The organism is Propionivibrio sp. (genome assembly GCF_041441355.1).
In the GTDB taxonomy this organism is placed as follows: domain Bacteria; phylum Pseudomonadota; class Gammaproteobacteria; order Burkholderiales; family Rhodocyclaceae; genus Propionivibrio.
In genome coordinates this window covers 64,451-82,061 of the sequence record NZ_JASDTF010000016.1, presented here as the reverse complement: position 1 = coordinate 82,061, position 17,611 = coordinate 64,451, and the positions used below count along the sequence as shown (strand labels likewise).

The 17,611-nt window shown below is 68.0% G+C and carries 20 protein-coding genes; 10 read left to right on the top strand and 10 right to left on the bottom strand.

Features of this window, described 5'->3' with window-relative positions:
* Positions 1–28: 28 nt before the first annotated feature.
* From QMB55_RS04950 to cobU, 3 genes are all read right to left on the bottom strand, one after another.
* A complete protein-coding gene (locus QMB55_RS04950) occupies positions 29–847 on the bottom strand; it encodes an IclR family transcriptional regulator domain-containing protein (protein WP_497587565.1) in 819 nt (272 codons plus the stop codon).
* Positions 848–972: 125 nt separating this feature from the next.
* Complete coding sequence (locus QMB55_RS04945) at positions 973–1,425, bottom strand: universal stress protein (protein ID WP_497587564.1); 453 nt, start codon at positions 1,423–1,425, stop codon at positions 973–975.
* A gap of 50 nt (positions 1,426–1,475) precedes the next feature.
* The gene (cobU, locus tag QMB55_RS04940; RefSeq protein ID WP_497587563.1) at positions 1,476–2,024 is read right to left on the bottom strand and encodes a bifunctional adenosylcobinamide kinase/adenosylcobinamide-phosphate guanylyltransferase; all 549 of its coding nucleotides are present in this window, start codon (positions 2,022–2,024) and stop codon (positions 1,476–1,478) included.
* 55 nt (positions 2,025–2,079) lie between these two features.
* Between cobU and cobT the strand changes: the two genes are divergently transcribed.
* From cobT to QMB55_RS04905, 7 genes are all read left to right on the top strand, one after another.
* Positions 2,080–3,135, top strand: a complete 1,056-nt coding sequence (gene cobT / locus QMB55_RS04935; protein WP_497587562.1) for a nicotinate-nucleotide--dimethylbenzimidazole phosphoribosyltransferase — start codon at positions 2,080–2,082, stop codon at positions 3,133–3,135.
* Between the two features lie 58 nt (positions 3,136–3,193).
* On the top strand, positions 3,194–3,952 hold the full coding sequence (locus QMB55_RS04930) for an adenosylcobinamide-GDP ribazoletransferase (RefSeq protein ID WP_497587561.1): 759 nt from the start codon (positions 3,194–3,196) through the stop codon (positions 3,950–3,952).
* Positions 3,937–4,482, top strand: coding sequence for a histidine phosphatase family protein (locus tag QMB55_RS04925; RefSeq protein WP_497587560.1), 546 nt, complete (start codon positions 3,937–3,939; stop codon positions 4,480–4,482). The genes QMB55_RS04930 and QMB55_RS04925 overlap by 16 nt, the downstream gene beginning before the upstream one ends.
* On the top strand, positions 4,479–5,369 hold the full coding sequence (locus tag QMB55_RS04920; protein ID WP_497587559.1) for a DMT family transporter: 891 nt from the start codon (positions 4,479–4,481) through the stop codon (positions 5,367–5,369). The genes QMB55_RS04925 and QMB55_RS04920 overlap by 4 nt, the downstream gene beginning before the upstream one ends.
* A gap of 12 nt (positions 5,370–5,381) precedes the next feature.
* Positions 5,382–6,536 (top strand): GGDEF domain-containing protein, encoded by a 1,155-nt coding sequence (locus QMB55_RS04915; RefSeq protein ID WP_497587558.1) that lies wholly within the window; start codon positions 5,382–5,384, stop codon positions 6,534–6,536.
* Positions 6,537–6,598: 62 nt separating this feature from the next.
* A complete protein-coding gene (locus QMB55_RS04910; protein WP_497587557.1) occupies positions 6,599–6,955 on the top strand; it encodes a hypothetical protein in 357 nt (118 codons plus the stop codon).
* Between the two features lie 22 nt (positions 6,956–6,977).
* A complete protein-coding gene (locus QMB55_RS04905; RefSeq protein WP_497587556.1) occupies positions 6,978–7,868 on the top strand; it encodes a DMT family transporter in 891 nt (296 codons plus the stop codon).
* 86 nt (positions 7,869–7,954) lie between these two features.
* On the opposite strand, the gene QMB55_RS04900 is transcribed toward QMB55_RS04905, so the two are convergent.
* Positions 7,955–8,134 (bottom strand): hypothetical protein, encoded by a 180-nt coding sequence (locus tag QMB55_RS04900; protein ID WP_497587555.1) that lies wholly within the window; start codon positions 8,132–8,134, stop codon positions 7,955–7,957.
* Positions 8,135–8,229: 95 nt separating this feature from the next.
* Between QMB55_RS04900 and QMB55_RS04895 the strand changes: the two genes are divergently transcribed.
* On the top strand, positions 8,230–9,402 hold the full coding sequence (locus tag QMB55_RS04895; protein ID WP_497587554.1) for a class I SAM-dependent methyltransferase: 1,173 nt from the start codon (positions 8,230–8,232) through the stop codon (positions 9,400–9,402).
* Positions 9,403–9,490: 88 nt separating this feature from the next.
* Complete coding sequence (locus QMB55_RS04890; RefSeq protein WP_497587553.1) at positions 9,491–9,694, top strand: putative motility protein; 204 nt, start codon at positions 9,491–9,493, stop codon at positions 9,692–9,694.
* Positions 9,695–9,745: 51 nt separating this feature from the next.
* Here QMB55_RS04890 and QMB55_RS04885 read toward each other — a convergent pair whose 3' ends face one another.
* From QMB55_RS04885 to QMB55_RS04860, 6 genes are all read right to left on the bottom strand, one after another.
* A complete protein-coding gene (locus QMB55_RS04885) occupies positions 9,746–11,032 on the bottom strand; it encodes a sensor domain-containing diguanylate cyclase (protein WP_497587552.1) in 1,287 nt (428 codons plus the stop codon).
* Positions 11,033–11,261: 229 nt separating this feature from the next.
* Positions 11,262–11,879: a glutathione S-transferase family protein gene (locus QMB55_RS04880; protein ID WP_497587551.1), complete on the bottom strand. Its 618-nt coding sequence runs from the start codon at positions 11,877–11,879 to the stop codon at positions 11,262–11,264.
* A gap of 41 nt (positions 11,880–11,920) precedes the next feature.
* Positions 11,921–13,141, bottom strand: coding sequence for a multifunctional CCA addition/repair protein (locus QMB55_RS04875; protein ID WP_497587550.1), 1,221 nt, complete (start codon positions 13,139–13,141; stop codon positions 11,921–11,923).
* Positions 13,142–13,151: 10 nt separating this feature from the next.
* Positions 13,152–13,778 carry a glutathione S-transferase family protein gene (locus QMB55_RS04870; protein ID WP_497587549.1) on the bottom strand — a complete coding sequence of 209 codons (627 nt, stop codon included), beginning with the start codon at positions 13,776–13,778 and terminating at the stop codon, positions 13,152–13,154.
* Positions 13,779–13,802: 24 nt separating this feature from the next.
* Positions 13,803–14,768, bottom strand: coding sequence for a complex I NDUFA9 subunit family protein (locus QMB55_RS04865; RefSeq protein WP_497587548.1), 966 nt, complete (start codon positions 14,766–14,768; stop codon positions 13,803–13,805).
* Between the two features lie 79 nt (positions 14,769–14,847).
* On the bottom strand, positions 14,848–16,797 hold the full coding sequence (locus tag QMB55_RS04860) for a lytic transglycosylase domain-containing protein (RefSeq protein ID WP_497587547.1): 1,950 nt from the start codon (positions 16,795–16,797) through the stop codon (positions 14,848–14,850).
* A gap of 43 nt (positions 16,798–16,840) precedes the next feature.
* Here QMB55_RS04860 and QMB55_RS04855 point away from each other — a divergent pair, with 43 nt between their 5' ends.
* A complete protein-coding gene (locus tag QMB55_RS04855; protein ID WP_497587546.1) occupies positions 16,841–17,449 on the top strand; it encodes a 5-formyltetrahydrofolate cyclo-ligase in 609 nt (202 codons plus the stop codon).
* Positions 17,450–17,611: the final 162 nt, after the last annotated feature.

The window sequence follows — 17,611 nt, the reverse complement described above, 5'->3', positions numbered from 1 at the left end:
TTGAGCCGCCGGGGCTGCGTCTCGAGGCTCAGCCTGCCGCCGCAGGCTCGTAGCCGAGGATGGCGGAAATGCGCGCCGCCGCGGCCATGGTGTGGGCGATTTTCTCGCTCTCCTCGCCGGGCGTGAAACGGAAGGTCGGCCAGGACACCGAAATCGCCGCCACCACCGCACCGGTGTAGTCGAACACCGGCGCGCCGATGCAATGCACGTTTTCCTCGCGTTCTTCGTTGTCGACCGCGTACCCCAGCGTCCGCACTTGCGCCACTTCGGCCTCAAGCGCCGCACGGGTGGTCAGCGTACGTTCGTTGAACGCCACCAGACGCACGCCTTCCAGCGCCTCGTCGCGCTCCTCGGGCGTCATCCAGGCCAGCAGCACCTTGCCGATCGCCGTGCAGTACAAAGGCATGCGCCGGCCGACGCGTGAATACATGCGGATGGTGTACTTCGATTCAATCTTGAGCACATAGACCGCCGAGTCGCCATCGAGCACGCCCATGTGCACGGTCTCGCCGAGTTCGTCGGCCAGGGCCTCCGCCACCGGCCGTGCCGCGGCATGCAGGTCGAGGTGATCAAGGGCACGCGATCCCATGTTGAACAGCTTCATCGACATCGCCCAGCGCTCGCCGTCGACGCGCCGCGCATACCCGAGCTCCTGCAAGGTAAGCAGGAAGCGGTAGACCGTGGGCTTGGCCAGCTTGAGCTGACGCGACAAATCCTCCAGACCGACGGCGCGCTGTCGCGACAGCTGATCGAGAACGGCCAGGACGCGCACCGCAGCGCTGACCAGAGGCACCGCCGGGGTCTTGCTGCGCGCCTTGGCGGCAGGCTTTTTCGTCGTCGTCTTCATCGGCACTGGACGCCGGGCCGAAGGCCGCGGCGAACAAAAATGGAACATCGTTTCAAACTACCTAAAAACACCTTCGTCGTCAATGCCTTGCTCCATCAAAAAACAGTTTTCAGATGACTTTCGCATCACGTGCCGCGCACCAGCAACAGCGAAGCACCGACCTTGCGCACCAGTTGTTCGGCGAAACTGCCGACGAACAGGCGCTCGATGCCGCGCCGGTTGTGCGCCGCAGCCACCAGCAGATCGGCCCGCCACTCGGCCGCCGCCGCCGCGATCATCTCGGCGGCGTGCGCACGTTCCGACCGGACCAGTCGCACGTCGACGTCAATGCCCGCCGCGCGCGCCTCGTTGGCTGCGGCCTCGAGGAAGGCCAGCGCACCGTCGGCGAGCTGACGTCCGGCCTGACCGACGCTGCCCGGCAACAGCACCTCGGCCGTCCGCGTCGCAAAAATCGTCTCGTCGAGCGCATGACACACCGCCAGCCGCGCGCCGCACATGCGGGCCAATTCCACCGCCGCCGCCAATGCCGGCCCCTGCGCGGAATCGCTGTCGATGGCCACCATGATCCGTGAATACATGTTCAACCTCCGTTCAGACGTTGGACTGCCTTCCGTTCCCGACCTTCGCTTCAAGCCTTCAAGCGCAGCGGCTGCCCGGCAGCGACGAGTGTCACCCGTTCGCACACCGCCGCCACGCGCTGGTTGAGCCGCCCCTGCTCGTCGGCGAACAGGCGCGACACCGGGTGCATGGGCACAACGCCCCAACCGACCTCGTTCGACACCAGCAAAATCTCCCCGGGCGCCGCCGTCAGCGTCTCGACGAGCGCCTGTGTCTGCGCCGTCAGCAGCGGGCAGTCGACGGCCTCGCCGGCCTCGGCCTGGCGCGCCGCATCGCCCGCGAAGAGCAGGTTCGACAGCCACAGCGTCAGGCAATCGACGAGCAGGCAATGCCCGGGCGCGGCGTGTTCGCGGATCGCCGCCGGCAACGCCAGCGGCGCCTCGAGCAAGCCCCAGGACGCCGGCCGGCGCGCCCGGTGCAGCGCGATGCGGCGCGTCATTTCGCCGTCCAGCGCTTGCGCGGTGGCGATGTACGTCACCGGCAGGCCACTCTCCAGCGCCCGCCGCTCGGCCAAGGTGCTCTTGCCCGAACGGGCGCCACCGACGATCAATTCCTTCATGCCACAAGATTATCACGGGAGGCCGGGCGTATAATTTTCCTTTTTGCCCACCGCCATGACCGCCCACCTTCCTGACTTTTCCATCGCCGCGCCGGACACGGCCATCGTTCCCGCCCTGCAACGCAAGATCGACCACAAGACCAAGCCGCTCGGCGCGCTCGGCCAGCTCGAGCAGGTCGCCCTGCGCCTGGGGCGCATGCAGCAGACGCTGACGCCGACGCTGACTCAGCCGCACATCCTCGTCTTCGCCGGCGACCATGGCGCGGCCAAGGTAGGCGTCTCGGCCTTCCCGCAGGACGTCACCTGGCAGATGGTCGAGAACTTCCTCGCCGGCGGCGCTGCGATCAACGTCTTCGCCCGTCACAACGGCCTTTCGATCCAGGTCATCGACTGCGGCGTGGCACACGATTTCGGCGTTCGCGACGGTCTGGTCGACGCCAAGCAGGGCCCGGGCACCGCCAACTACGTCGTCGAACCGGCGATGAGCGCCGAGGCCTGCGCCGCCGCACTCGCCCGCGGCCAGGCACTGGCGCACGAACGGGCCGACGCCGGCTGCAACGTCGTCGGCTTCGGCGAAATGGGCATTGGCAACACTGCCTCGGCGTCGCTCATCACCCACGCCCTGACCGGCACCCCGCTCATCGACTGCATCGGGCGCGGCACCGGCCTCGACGACGCCGGCCTGACCCGCAAGCGCGAACTGCTGACGCAGGCCGTGGCGCGCGCCGCGCTGCCTGCAAACGCCCCGGCCGAGCGCGTGCTGGCCGAATTCGGCGGCTTCGAGATCGTCACCATGGCCGGCGCCATGCTCGGCGCCGCCGAACGCGGCATGATCCTGCTGGTCGACGGCTTCATCGTCACTTCGGCCCTGCTCGCGGCCTCGCGCCTCGCGCCGGAAGTCGTCGACTACTGCATTTTCTGCCACCGTTCGGCCGAACCGGGCCACCTCGCCCAACTCGACGCGCTCGGCGCCGACCCGCTGCTCGACCTCGGCCTGCGCCTCGGCGAAGGCACCGGCGCTGCATTGGCCTGGCCGCTCGTCAAGGCTGCGGCGGGCTTCCTCAACGAGATGGCAAGTTTCGAATCGGCCGGCGTGGCCGAAAAGTTGTAAGCTTCCCGCCTGCCCGGGCGCGCTCGCGCGCCCGGCGCCCATCGACAAGGACCCCGCCGTGCCCCAGCCCCGCTCTGAACTCGAACACTTCCTCGGCGCCATCCGCTTCTTCACGCGGCTGCCGGTGCCCGATTGGGTCGGCCACGACAGCGCGGCCCTCGAACGTTCCGCGCGCTATTTTCCGGCCGTCGGGCTGATCGTCGGCGGCCTCGGCGCCCTGGTCTTCGGGCTGTTTTTCTTCATCTGGCCGAAAACCCTGGCCATTCTGGCCTCGATGGCCGCCACCCTGTACGTCACGGGCGCCTTCCACGAGGACGGCTGGGGCGACACCGTCGACGGTTTCGGCGGCGGCTGGGAGAAGGCGCAGATCCTGACCATCATGAAGGATTCGCGCATCGGCAGCTTCGGCGCCATCGCCCTGGTCCTGATCCTGCTCGCCAAGTTCTTCGCCCTGATCGAGATCGAGCCCACGCTGTTGCCGGTGGTGTTGATCGCCGGACACGCTTTCTCACGCCTGTGCTCGACCTCGCTCCTCTACACCCTCGACTACGTGCGCGACGAAGGCAAGGCCAAACCGCTCGCCACCCGCATCAGCAAAGGCGCTCTCGTCTTCGCCGCCCTCACCGCGCTGGTCCCGATGCTGCTTCTGCCGCCCGGGCAGATGCTGCTCGGCGTCGCCTTCGCGGCGCTCGCCACCGTATGGCTGGCGCGCATGTTCAAGCGCCGCATCGGCGGCTACACCGGCGACTGCCTGGGGGCCGTGCAACAATTCGCCGAAGTCGCCTTTTACGCCGGGCTGCTGTGCAGGTTTTCCTGATCCGCCACCCGCCGCCCTGCGTCGAGGCCGGAATTTGCTACGGTCGCCTCGACCTCGACTGCGCCGACCCGGCCCCTTACGCCGCGGCGCTGCACCCGCTGATCCCCCCCGGAACGCTCATCTTCAGCAGCCCGTTGCGCCGCGCCCGCCGGCTCGCCGAAGCCCTGGCGCAAGCGCTCGAGGCCGACCTGCGCCTCGACGACCGCCTGCGTGAGATCGACTTCGGCGCCTGGGAAGGACAACGCTGGGACGCCATCGCCCGTCCCGAGATCGACGCCTGGGCCGCCGACGTGCTTGGCTACGCGCCGCCCGGCGGCGAATCGGTCGCCGCGCTCCAGATCCGCGCCCACGCCTTTGCCGATGTCCTGGAGGCCGGCGGCCATGCGCACGCGGCGGTCGTCAGTCATGCCGGCATGTTGCGTGCCCTCGTCGGCCGCTGGCGTGCCCTGCCCGTAGACGAGTGGACGCAACTTGCCTTCGCCTACGGCGGTCTGAGCGTGCTCGATCTCGCACGCCCTCCGTCACCATGAGCCTTGCCAACGCCTTCCGCCTGATTACCCTTTCGGCCATCTGGGGCGGCTCCTTCCTGTTCATGCGCCTGGCGGCGCCAGTCCTGTCGCCGACCGTACTCGTCGTCCTGCGCGTCGGCCTCGCCGCCCTGTTTCTCGCTGGCGTGGTCCTCATCACCCGGCAGCCATTCGCCTTGCGGCAGCACGCGCGCCACTTCCTGGTCCTCGGTCTGCTCAACGCCGCCGTACCGTTCACCCTCTTCGCCTTCGCCGCCAAAACCGCATCGGCGGGCCTGCTTGCCGTGCTCAACGCCACCGCGCCGCTGTGGGCTGCACTCTTCTCCGCGCTCTGGACGCGCAGCGGGTTCGCCCCGCGCACCGTGGGCGGCCTGCTGCTGGGCATCGCCGGCGTGAGCCTGCTCGCCGGCGTCGAATCCCTGACCCTGCCGCCCGGCGGCGGCCTGGCCATCGCGGTCGCCGCCGGCGCCTCGGCCTGCTATGCGCTGGCCTCGCTCTACGCCAAGTCGCTGCACGACGTGCCGCCCCACAGCAACGCGCTCGGCAGCATGAGCGCAGCGACCCTCCTGCTGTTGCCCTTCGCTGCCGGTGCGCCCTTGCCGCCGGCCCTGCCCGACGCCACGGTGCTGCTCTCAGTCGCCGCGCTGGGCATCGTCTGCAGCGGCGTCGCCATCCTCATGTATTACCGCTTGATCGCTGAGCTCGGTGCCGTTCCGGCGCTGACCGTCACCTACCTGATCCCGGTCTTCGGCATCCTTTGGGGCGCCCTCTTCCTCGGCGAACCGATCGGCTGGCACACGCTCGCCGGCGGCATCGCCGTGCTCACCGGCACCGCGCTGGTCACCGGCTTTTCGCCGCGCCAGTTGCGCGCCGCGAGCCGGACGCACTGAGGACGTCCGCCCGTGCCCGCCCTGCCGCTCGACCCGTACACCCTGCTCGTCGTCAACGTCGTCAATCTGCTCGTGCTCGCCGTGCTGCTGCCCGTCATCATGGGACGTCGCCTCAGCCCGGCGGCACGCGACGCGCGCCGTTCGCTGATCGTCCAGGCCGTTGCCTGGACCGCCATCATCCTCGCCAAGCAACACGTCCCGCCCTGGGCCGGGCTCCTGCTCTCGACGCTGGCGATGGCCGCCTACAGCACCAGCAACTGGCTGATCTACCGCGCCCTCGGCGCCTGGCTCGGCCCCCGTCGCGGACGCCGCCTGTTGCTGGGCCTGGTCGTCGTCGCGCCGATCGGTTACGCCCTGCTGTTCGAGTACTACGCTGCCCGGGTCAGTTGGGCCTATGTTCTGATCGCCGCACAGGTCGCCCTGCTCACCCTGGCCACCCGCTTCCCCACGCGCCGCGTCGGCCCTTGGCGACACGTCCTCGGCCTCTGTTTCGCGGTCATCACCGCCCTCGTCTTCACGCACGCGGTTTTCATCACCCTGTTTGCCAGCACCTACCCGAGTTTCACGACACCACACCCGATCAACACCCTTCTTTTCCTCCTCGCCAACGTCACCATGGTGCTCAGCAACGTCGCCGTCCTCGTCGCCTGGCGCGAAGAGGCCGAGCAGCAGTTGCGCGAAATGGTGTTGATCGACCCGCTCACCGGCGTCCTCAACCGCCAGGGCTGGAACGACCAGGGCGAACGCCTGTTCGCTTCGGCGCAGCGCTACGAGCAGCCGCTGGCCCTGCTGACCTTCGACCTCGACCACTTCAAGCAGATCAACGACACCCGTGGCCACGACGCCGGCGACCGCGCCCTGCGCCTCTTCGGCCGCTTGCTGCAGTCGCAGTTGCGCGCGAGCGACATCGCCGCGCGCCTGGGCGGCGAAGAATTCTGCGTCCTGCTCCAGATGGCCCGCCCGGACGCTGCGCACAGCTTCGACCGGCGTTTGCGTGCGGCCCTGGCCGCGTGCTCGCGCGCCGACCTCGGCTTCGCCCTCGATTTCAGCGCCGGCCTCGCCTGCCGCAGCCCCGACGACACCAACCTGACCACCTTTCGTCGCCGTGCCGACCGCGCACTCTATGCGGCCAAACACGCCGGACGCGGCCATTTGCAGGAAGCCTGAGCGCCGGGCACAGGCTATACTCCGCCCCACGCATCCAAACAATTCAAACAACATACCGCGCCATGGCTTCCAAAGTACGCACCGACTGGTCCCTCTTTCTTCTCCGCCTCGCCGTCGGCGGCATGGCCTTCCTGGCCGGACTGATGCCCTTGCTGCACGCCCGCCTGCCGACGACGCAGGCCCTCGCCGTTCACTGGGGACTGCATCTGGCCGAAATGCTGTGCGGCGTGTTCATGCTGCTCGGGCTGTGGATGCCGCTGGCAAGCTTCGGCCTGACCCTGATCATCGGCTGGCCGCTCGTTTCCGGCTGGTGGCACGGGGCGCCCGTCTTCGGCAATCTGCACGGCCTTTTCCTGCTCCTTGTCGCCGCCGCCTCGGCCCTCGGCGGCGCCGGAAAATGGGCGGTCGGACGGCGCTGACCCGGCACCGCAGACCTTGCCCATGCCCTACGACGTCTTCGCACTCGCCGCCGCCGCGTGCTGGGCGTTCGGCAGCCTGCTGTCGGTCGAAGCCTCGCGTCATCTGGGGGCTTTTTCCTACACGCGCTGGCGCATGCTCCTGGTCGCAGCGATGCTGTGGGCGACGACCCTGGTCTTGAACGGCGTTCAGACGCCCTCGTTCACCCACTTCGGCACGATGGCCCTCAGCGGCCTGATCGGCATCTTCATTGGCGACACCGCCTTGTTCTCGGCCATGAACCGGCTCGGGCCGCGGCGCGCAGGCATCCTTTTCGCCACCCACGCCATCTTCAGCGCACTGCTCGGCTTTGCCGTCTTCGGCGAACGCATGTCGGCCCAGGCCCTGGCCGGCGCGGCCCTGACGATTTCAGGGGTGATGATTGCCATCCTTTTCGGCCAGCGAAAAACCGACAACCACGCTTGGGAGACCAACCAGGGGCATCCTGGCATCGGCATCGTGCTGGGCCTCGTCGCGGCGCTGGGCCAGGCCCTCGGCACCCTGGTCGCCAAACCCGCCATGGCCGACGGCATGGACCCGGTCGAAGCGTCGGCCATACGCGTTTCCGTGGCCTGCGCCGCCCACTTCTGCCTGCTGTGGTTCGGGGTCAAGGTGGCTCAGCCCGTCCGCCGCCCCACCCTACCCGTGCTGATCCAAACCGGTCTCAGCGGGCTGGTCAGCGTGGCGCTCGGCATGACGCTCCTGTTGCTGGCGCTCAAACGGGGCGACGTGGGCATGGTCGCGATTCTGTCCTCGGTCACGCCCATCCTGCTGCTGCCTCTGCTCTGGCTGCGACTGCGTCGCGTTCCGGCCAAAGGCGCGTGGTGCGGCGCTGCGATCACCGTCATCGGCACGGCACTGATCCTGTCCCGTTAGGTTCAGGACGCTGACCCCGGGCGCGGAGCCGATAAAAAGGCCGATGCCATATTCCGGCATCGGCCTTTTCGCATGGTTCGGAACGCTCAACTCTCGTGATGTAGATCTAGGAAGGGTGGATTGCCGCGATGGCTTTTCTTGGCCCGTTTCGCGGCTTTCTTTTCCTTGGGCGTCATCATCGGGACTTTTTTTACCGCCTTGCTCGATTCATGTGCTTTTCCCATCATCGCCTCCTTCCGGCAATTCTGCCGATCCGGCAGTTTCACTATAGATTCTTCGCACCGGCAAAACCAAACGGCAGGATCGGCAAATGGCTAGCACTCCCCGTGCGACAATCGCCCTTTTGTCGCCTCACCACCCCATGACCGCCCTGCCCCTGCCCTCTCCCGACGCCCAGGCTGCCAGCGCTGCACTGTGCCGGCTGATCGCCGCTGAAATCGACGCTGCCGGCGGCTGGCTGTCATTCGCGCGCTTCATGGAACGCGCGCTGTACACCCCCGGCCTCGGCTACTACGCCGGCGGCACACACAAGTTCGGCGCTGCCGGCGACTTCGTCACCGCGCCCGAACTCTCGCCGCTCTTCGCCCAGACGCTGGCCGCACAGACGGCGCAGATCATGGCCCTCAGCGCGCCGCACATCGTCGAGGTTGGCGCCGGCTCGGGCCAGCTCGCTGCCGATCTGCTCCTTGAACTCGAAGCACGCGCGGCGCTGCCCGAGAGCTACGCCATCCTCGATCTCTCGGGCGAACTGCGCGCCCGCCAACAGGCGACGCTGACCGAACGCGCGCCGCACCTGGTGCCGCGCGTCCGCTGGCTCGACCGCCTGCCCGAGCGTTTCGACGGACTGGTGCTGGCCAACGAGTTGCTCGACGCCTTGCCGGTACACCTTGTCGTCTGGGGGGCTGAGGAAGCGCCGGAGGCGGTCTTCGAGCGCGGGGTGAGCGTCGAAAGCGAACGTTTCGTCTGGCGCGACCGACCGGCCAGCGGACGGCTGCTCGAACGCGCGCAGCAGCTCGCCGCCGAAACCGAACTGCCCACCGGCTACCTGAGCGAGATCGGCCTCGCCGCAGGCGACTGGACCGCCGCCTGGGCGCCCATCCTCGGCCATGGCGCCCTGCTGCTGATCGACTACGGTTTTCCCCGGCACGAGTTCTACCATCCGCAACGCAGCGAAGGCACCCTGATGTGCCACTACCGTCACCGCGCCCACGCCGATCCCTTCTACCTGCCGGGCTTGCAGGACATCACCGCGCACGTGGACTTCACCGCCGTCGTCGAAGCCGGGCACGCGGCCGGGCTCGACTTCCTCGGCTACACGACGCAAGGCGTCTTCCTCCTCAACTGTGGCCTGACCGAGGTGCTGGCACGCACGCCCTACGAGGACCGCGCGCACTACCTGCCGCTCGCCGCCTCGGCGCAAAAGCTGCTCGGCCCGAGCGAGATGGGCGAACTGTTCAAGGTCATGGCGCTCGGCAAGGGCATCGAGGACACCTTGCTCGGCTTCGCCCAGGGCGACCGCAGCGCGACCCTGTAGAAAAGCACAGGGTCGACCTCGACGCCTGCAATCGCCTACAATCAGGTTGACCGCGCTGCCATGCGCGGACTTGGGAAAGGAAAGCTCCATGGACATCGCCTCCGTCGCCGCCAGCGTCAGTGCCGCGCAGCAAGCGCGTACCGGCGACGCCGTCACCCTCGCGGTGCTGCGCAAAACGCTCGACCTTCAGGCGCAGAACGCGCAACAGCTGATCGCCGCGCTGCCCGAACCGGCGCCTGCCGCAGCGAGCAACCCGCCGCACCTCGGCAACAGCGTCAACACCTTCGCCTGAACGCCGCGCGCGATCGACGCGCGCACGCCACCACTCACCCTTAGCCTCCGATCAGGAACGCACTGCGTTCCGACCGCTGTCCTTGGCCGCGTACAGCGCCCGATCGGCGCGTCCGAGCAAAGCATCGAGGTTATCGTCCGCACCGAGCATTGACGCCACCCCAAACGAGGCACTCAGTTGCACCGACCCGCCGTCCTCGAGCGGCAGTGGTGCCCGCGCGACGGCTGCGCGCAGGCGCTCGGCAACGGTGAGCGCCAGCCCGAGGTCGGTCTCAGGCAACAACACGGCGAATTCCTCGCCCCCCAAACGCCCCAGCACGTCGATGTCGCGCAAGGCCGACTGACAGGTCGCGGTCAAGGTCTGCAGTGCAGCATCCCCGACCTTGTGCCCGTGACTGTCGTTGATCTGCTTGAAATGATCGACATCGAGCATCAGCAACGACAGCGGTTTGCCGTAACGCACCGCGCGACGCAATTCGCTTTCGGCGCGGGCCATGAAGAAACGCCGGTTGTGGACGCCGGTCAGTTCGTCGACCCGGGCCTGCCGCGTCAATTCTTCCTCGAGCAGTTTGCGCTCGGTGATGTCGGTGTGCGTGCCGCACATGCGCGTCGCCCGTCCCTGCGCGTCGCGTTGCATCACCTTGGCCTGGTCGAGAATCCAGCGGACGCCGCCGTCCTTGTGCAGCATCCGGTACTCGAGCTTGTGCGCTGCCGATCGCCCCTCGACCACGGCGAAGATCGAGTCCCAGGCGCGCGCCCGGTCTTCCGGATGAACGAAGTCCGACCATTGCTGCGTCGTCGTTTGCAACTCCGCGTGCGTATAGCCGAGCATGTTCGCCCACTGCGCATTGCGCTCGACCGTACCGTTCGCAATGTCCCAGTCCCAGAAGCCCAATTCCGAACCTTCAAGCACGAACCGGAGTTGGGTCAGGCTTTCCTGAAGGGCGAACTCGGTGCGCTTGTGCCCGGTGGTTGCATCGAAAACGGCAACGAAATGCCCGGCCTGCGGACCATAGACCCGCCCGGAATACCACTGCCCCCAGGCGGCGACGAACATCTCGAACGGTTCCGGCGCGCCACCCCGGGCCACCCGGTCGCACATCTGCAGGAAAGGCGAATCGGTGGCGCTGAATTCGGGCAGGATTTCACTCACCCGGCGCCCCGTGACGCGCCCCAGCCCGGTCAGCGCATGGAAGGCCGGATTGGTGTAGAGGTAGAGAAAATCATGTGCCCGGCCCTGTGTATAAAGCAGGCGGCAATAGGCGACGCCGTTGAGCAGATGCTCGAGCAGGCCGTCGGGTGTCTCCCCGATTCTGGACAGATCCTCAGTCGTAGCCATTCCGCATTCTGGACGCAGTGAAAATTGATCGGCATTCAGTATTGAGCGACGACACCCGTTTCTTCAAGCGCGCCGGCGCCACCGTCGGCACATCCTCCGACTCAAGGTAAGCACGACGTGCGTCAAGCGTTGTGACTTATCTGACACGACGTCGGCAAAAACAGCGGCGCCAAGGCCTCCTCAGGTCTCGTTCGCCGCGCCGGATGAACGTTGAAATGCGCCCGGCGTTTCAGGCCGGCACCGCCATCCCGCGCTGCACAGCCGGACGCGCGCCGATGGCCGCGTACCAGCGCGCGACGTTAGGGTAGTCAGCGAGCCTGATGTCGTGCCATTCGTGGCGCGCCACCCAGGGATAGGTGGCAATGTCGGCCACCGAGTATTCGCCCGCCAGGAAATCGGCTTCGCTCAGACGGCGATTGAGCACCCCGTACAGCCGCGCCGTCTCCGTGCGGTAACGCTCGATCGCGTAAGGCACTGGCTCGGGCGCGTAGCGCAGGAAGTGATGCGTCTGGCCGAACATTGGCCCCACGCCGCCCATCTGGAACATCAGCCACTGGAGGGCCGCATAACGCGCCCGCGCGTCGGCCGGCAGGAACCGTCCGCTTTTCTCGGCCAGGTAGATCAGGATGGCGCCCGACTCGAACAGGGCCATCGGCTGCCCGTCCGGCCCTTCGTCGACGACGATGGCCGGGATTTTCGAATTGGGGTTGATGGCCACGAACTCGGGGCGGAACTGCTGCTTCTGGGTGATATCGACCGCTTCGACGCGGTACGGCAGCGCGCACTCCTCGAGCATGATCGAGACCTTGCGCCCATTGGGCGTTCCCCAAGTGTAAAGCGTAATCATCACGGCTCCTTCGGCAAAAAAACCCGACCTACAACCCCTTGTTATTCGGTCAGCGCCAGGGCGGCACGCACCGCTGCAACACGCGCCGCATGCACCCGCGCCGGAATCTGCTCGCGCTCACTGCAGGCGCGGGCAATCGCACCGGCGTCGACAGCCCGCGCGGCGGCCAGCGCATCGGGAAACAGGGTCGGCGCCGGCAAAGGCTGCGCTTCCCAACCCGCCCGCCCGTGAAAATCGCAGGCGCAGGCGTCAAGGACCAAAGCAAAGCGCTCGGGACGGCGCAAGGCATCGCACTCTTCGAGCAGTTTGACCACCGTCGCGGCCCGCAGTTGCGGCCCCCGCCGGATGTCGCCGTGGTAACGCGCCGTGAGACGGGCCACGTCGCGGCATTCGACCGGGGCGCGCAGGCGTGCGCTGACCGCATCGACGCGCGCCAGACCGCGTGCCTCGTGCCCTGGATGGCGCGGCAAGTCGTCCGCCGGAGTCAGCGCCTTGCCCAGATCGTGCAGCAGCACCGCGTAGCGCACCGGCAGCGGCGCTGCGCGCCGCGCCGCGCAATCGAGGGCGAGCAGGACGTGCGCGCCGGTATCGACTTCGGGATGGTAATCGGCCCGCTGTGGCACGCCGAAGAGCGCATCGACCTCGGGCAGCAGCACGCGCAGGGCGCCGCAGGCGCGCAGGGTTTCGAGCATGCGCGAAGGCGCCGCTTCCATCAGCCCGCGCGACAATTCCTGCCACACCCGTTCGGGCACCAGATGATCGACTTCGCCGTCGGCCACCATGCGCTGCATCAGTTCGAGCGTCTCGGGCGCCACCGAGAAATCAGCGAAGCGCGCGGCGAAGCGCGCAACGCGCAGGATACGCACCGGGTCTTCGATGAAGGCCGGACCGACGTGGCGAAAAACCCGCGCCGCGATGTCGGCAGCGCCGCCGTAAGGGTCGGTCAACGTCCCGTCTTCGGCCTGGGCGATGGCGTTGATGGTCAGATCGCGACGCGCGAGGTCTTCTTCCAGGGTGACGTCGGGCGCCGCATGAAAGGTAAAACCGGTATAGCCGTGCCCCGACTTGCGCTCGGTGCGCGCCAGCGCGTATTCGGCGTGCGTCTTGGGGTGGAGAAAGACCGGAAAGTCCTTGCCCACCGGTTTGAAACCGCGCGCCAGCATGGCCTCGGGCGTGGCGCCGACGACCACGTAGTCGCGGTCCTGCACCGGCAACCCGAGCAGGGCGTCGCGCACGGCGCCGCCCACGGTGTAAATCCGCATGCCCGCTCCGCTAGGCGCCGCGCGCCGGTTCGGCCAGCGCTGCAGCGCGCCATTCCTGCATCGCCGGCAGGCCGCGCAGGTGCTCGGCCCAGGCTGCCGCGGCCGGCGGCAAGGCGACGCCGTAGGTATGGAAGCGCCAGACGACCGGCGCGTACATCGCATCGGCGATCGAGAAAGCCCCGAAAAGGAAGGGACCGTCGGCGGCAAAGCGCGCCCGGCAGCCTTCCCAGATGGCGACGATGCGTGCGACGTCGGCCTCGATCTCGGCGTCGCGCGGGTGATCCGGCAACGCGGCGCGAACGTCCATCGGAAAGCCCTTGCGCAGGGCCATGAAGCCCGAATGCATCTCGGCGCTGACGGCGCGCGCCTCGGCGCGGCGGGCGCGGTCGGCCGGCCACAGTGCCGGCACCTGCTCGGCGACGTATTCGCAGATGGCCAGCGAATCCCAGACCACGGTGTCGCCGTCGATCAGGCAAGGCACCTTGCCCGAGGGCGAATGCTTGAGGATCTCGCTGCGCGTGTTGCCGGCATACAAGCGCACCCCCACTTCTTCGAAGGCCACGCCGGCCTGCTTGAGCGCGAGCCAGGGACGCAGGCTCCAGGAGGAATAGTTATGGTCGCCGATGACGAGTTGCATGGGATGGAATCTCCTTGAGTGCGGTTAAGTGCTGCGCCCGGCGCGCCCGCGGTAGAAGCCGAGGCGCTGGTGCAGCTTGAGCGGGGTGAGGTAGCCCGGCGCCACGGCTTCGAGGGCGTGCGGTTGCCAGGCGGGGGGATTGCGGCTGCCGTCGGTGACGTTGGGCACGGTGAGCGAACGCAGGTTATCGGGCGACAGCGGCGGATTGGGCAGCCAGCCGAGCACACGCGCCTGCAGCGCGGCCACGCCGGCGGGAACGTCGACCAGCACACGCGGATGGCCGCCGAGGTCGGCGACGTAGCGCACCAGTTCGCGCAGGGTGTAAACGCGCGGGCCGCCTAGTTCGTAGGTGCGCCCGAAGCTGTCGCGGTCGCCGAGCGCGGCGACGAAGGCATCGGCGACGTCGCCGACGAACACCGGCTGCAGTCGGGCTTCGCCGCCGACCAGCGGCAGCACCGGCAGGTGGCGCAACAGGCCGGCGAAGGTGTTGAGGAAGGCGTCGCCGGGGCCGAAGATCACCGACGGACGAAATACCGTGACGTCAAGCTCGCCCGCTGCATCAAGCACCGCCGCTTCGCCGTCGGCCTTGGAACGCAGGTAGGCCGAAGGTGCGTCGCTCGCCGCCGCCAGCGCGCTCATGTGCAACAGCCGACGCACCCCGGCGCTGCGCATCGCGGCGACGATCCGGCGCGGCAGATCGACATGCGCGGCGGCAAAGGCGGCGCCGTAGGGCGCACGGTCGTCGCGGTCGTGCAGGATGCCGACGAGGTTGATCACCGCATCGACACCCTCGACCAGAGCGGCCAGCGTCTGCGGGTCGCCCACGTCGGCCTGCACTTCGAACACGGTCGGCAGCAGCAGGAGCCGTTTGCGGTTTTCCCGCCGCCGGGTCGGGATCGTCACCCGGACGCCCGCGGCCGAAAGCCGGCTGGCGACCCAGCCTCCGACGAAACCGCTGCCACCGATCAAGAGAACCTTGCGAACCGCCATGGCACACCTCCTTGGAAATGCGACGCGCGCTGCGAGAGCAAGGGAAGGCGTTTCGAAAAACGCCCCGCCTGACTGGATTCTAGGGCAATTCCTCGGCCTTGGCGTCGCCGTTCACGCGCGGCGCGACCGTGCCCAGGCGGGTCTTGATCGACTGCGGCTGCCCTTCGAACAACGCCGAGTAATACACCGCGTTGCTCATCACCTTCTTCACGTAATCGCGGGTTTCGGTGAATGGAATCGTTTCGGCGTAGATCGCGCCTTCGAGCGGCCGTTCGGCGCGCCAGCGGCGCGCCCGTCCAGGGCCGGCGTTGTAGGCTGCCGAAGCAAGCACCGGGTGGTTGTCCAGACTCTCCATCACCATGCGCATGTAGCTGGTGCCGAGCAGCAGGTTGGTCTCGGTGTCGTTTACCCGACCGTGGTGGTAGTCGCGCAAACCGATCTTGTTGGCCACCCATTTGGCCGTCGCCGGCATCAGCTGCATCAGCCCGGAGGCCCCCGCGCTCGACTTGGCGTTGGTGACGAAACGGCTCTCCTGGCGCATCAGGCCGTAGACCCAGGCGTCGTCGAGCGACTGGCGGCGCGCCGCCGGACGCACTTCCTCGCTGTACGGCGTCAGGTAACGCAGCGAGTAGTCGTGTTCTTCCTTGGTCCGGTCGGCGGCGGCGATCGCCCGATCGAAGTTGCCGGCACGCTCGGCGACCACCGAGGCGGCCAGCAGCTCGCGGTCGTTCAGGCCGCGCATCGCCCAGTTCCACTCGCGCACGCCTTCGACCCGCAGCCCCAGACGCAGCAAGGTAAGCGAACGGACGATCTCCGGCCGGGCGGCCATCTGCGCGACTTCGCCCTGCGTCGGTTGCGGCGCGCGCTGCGGAACGACGATGCCGCGCCCGAGTTCTTCGTCGGCCAGGTTGCCGTAGAAATTGGGTTGTCCGGCAATGCGCGCGAACAAGGCGTTGGCCTCGTCGCCACGCCCTTCGGCACGGTACGCGCGGCCCAGCCAGTAGATCCAGGTCGGCTGACTGGACAAGGCCTGCGGCATGCGTTCGATGGCATTGCGCACCATCCCCCAGTCCTGCGCCCGCAAGGCGGCCCGCACCTTCCACTGGCTGACTTCGTCGGAAAGCGGCGCCTCACCGGCCTGACGGTAGGCATCCAGTGCTTCGGGCTGGTGACGTTGCGCAGCCTGCCAGCCGACGATGCTCCAGGCCCAGGCCCGGGCGTCGGCGTGCAGCTTGCCTTCGAGACGGGCGAGTTGTTCGGCCGCCATGCGCGGGTCGTTGCGCGCCACGCGCGCCACGGCGATCGCCGCCAGCTCACGCTGCATGCGACTCTGCGCGAAGTTGGCCGGCAGCTTGGCGAGCCAGGCCAGTGACGACTCGGTCGCCGCCTGCGCCGTCTTGGCGTCGGGCGTCTGGCTCGGCGGCAGGTAGTTCATGGAAAAGCGCGCTGCCGCTGGGCGGTTGGCTTCGATCTGGCGGCGGATGCGCGCCCAGACGTCGTCGGCCAGCACCCGCTTGGCGACGATCAGCGCTTCGAGCACCGGATAGCAGCCTTCGGGCGGCTCGATCAACGTCAGCCAAAGCGGCATCGCCTCGTCGAGCGCGCTCGCGTCGCCGTTCGCCCGGCGAGCCTGTAGCGCGTAGCAGTTCACTTCCGGCTCGGGTTGGACGAGACGTGGATATTCGGCGTTGATCTCGGCCCACTGCTGCGTCTTGCCGAGCTGTTTGATCCAGTCGTTACGCAGCTTGTCCGCCAAGTAGGTGCGCTCGTAACGCTGCAGGAAAGCGCGGACGACGTTGGGATCGACGGTGGCGAGGTCCGGCTGCAGGCGCCAGTACTCGACGTAGGCTTCGAGCGGATGACCTTGCAACTCGCCGGCCAGGCGTTCGAGCCGGGCTCGGTCGCCGCTGCGCGCGGCATCGCGTGCCGCCAGGAAACGGTCATCGGGAGTGCCGTTCCCCTGCGCGGCGGCGAACATGGGAATGGCAAGGCACAGCGCCGCGACGCGGGCGCGCAGAAAAGACTTCATGATAAGCTGGGAGGCAGGCCAATACTGTCTTGCAGCATACCACATGGACGCCCAAGCGCCGCCCGCATTGCCCCCTGATTCGCCCGCGCGGGAGACGCGTCGGGCCTTGCGCGAACGGCTCATCGCCCTGCGCCGCGCGCAGCCGGAGGCACAGATCGCCGCATGGTCGGCGCGCATCCAGGAGCACCTCGCGACGGCCTTCCCGCAACTGGCCGGGTTACGCGTCGGTTTTTGCTGGCCGATCCAGAACGAGCCCGACCTGCGCCCCCTGCTCGCCCAGTGGCGCGCCACGGGCCGGCCGGGTTTCGCCGCCCTGCTGCCGGTGGTCGTCGCACCGGCAACGCCGCTCGCCTTCCGCGCCTGGGACGACCGCACGCCGCTGATCGAGGATCGCTACGGCATTCCCTACCCGCCCGAAGGCGAGTTCGTGCGCCCCGAGGCCCTGCTCATCCCGGTCAACGCCTTCGACGCCGCCGGCTTCCGCCTGGGTTATGGCGGCGGTTTCTTCGACCGCACCCTCGCCGCGCTCACGCCGCGCCCGCTGACGATCGGCATCGGCTTCGAACTGGCGCGGGTCGAGAGCATCGTCCCCGCCGCGCACGACGTGGCGCTCGACGCGGTGGTCACTGAAGCTGGCGTTTTCCGCCCTTAGAAGCTCACGCACGGCAGAGGACAAGGCCCAGCACGTAACGCGCGCTGAATAAACGGACGCCATTGAAGTAACGAATGGCCCCGGATGGACGTCTCCGACCCGGGTTCGCCGATTTTGCTTCGCGTCGTGAGCTTTGTGGCGCAGTCAGGTTTCCCCGCGCGC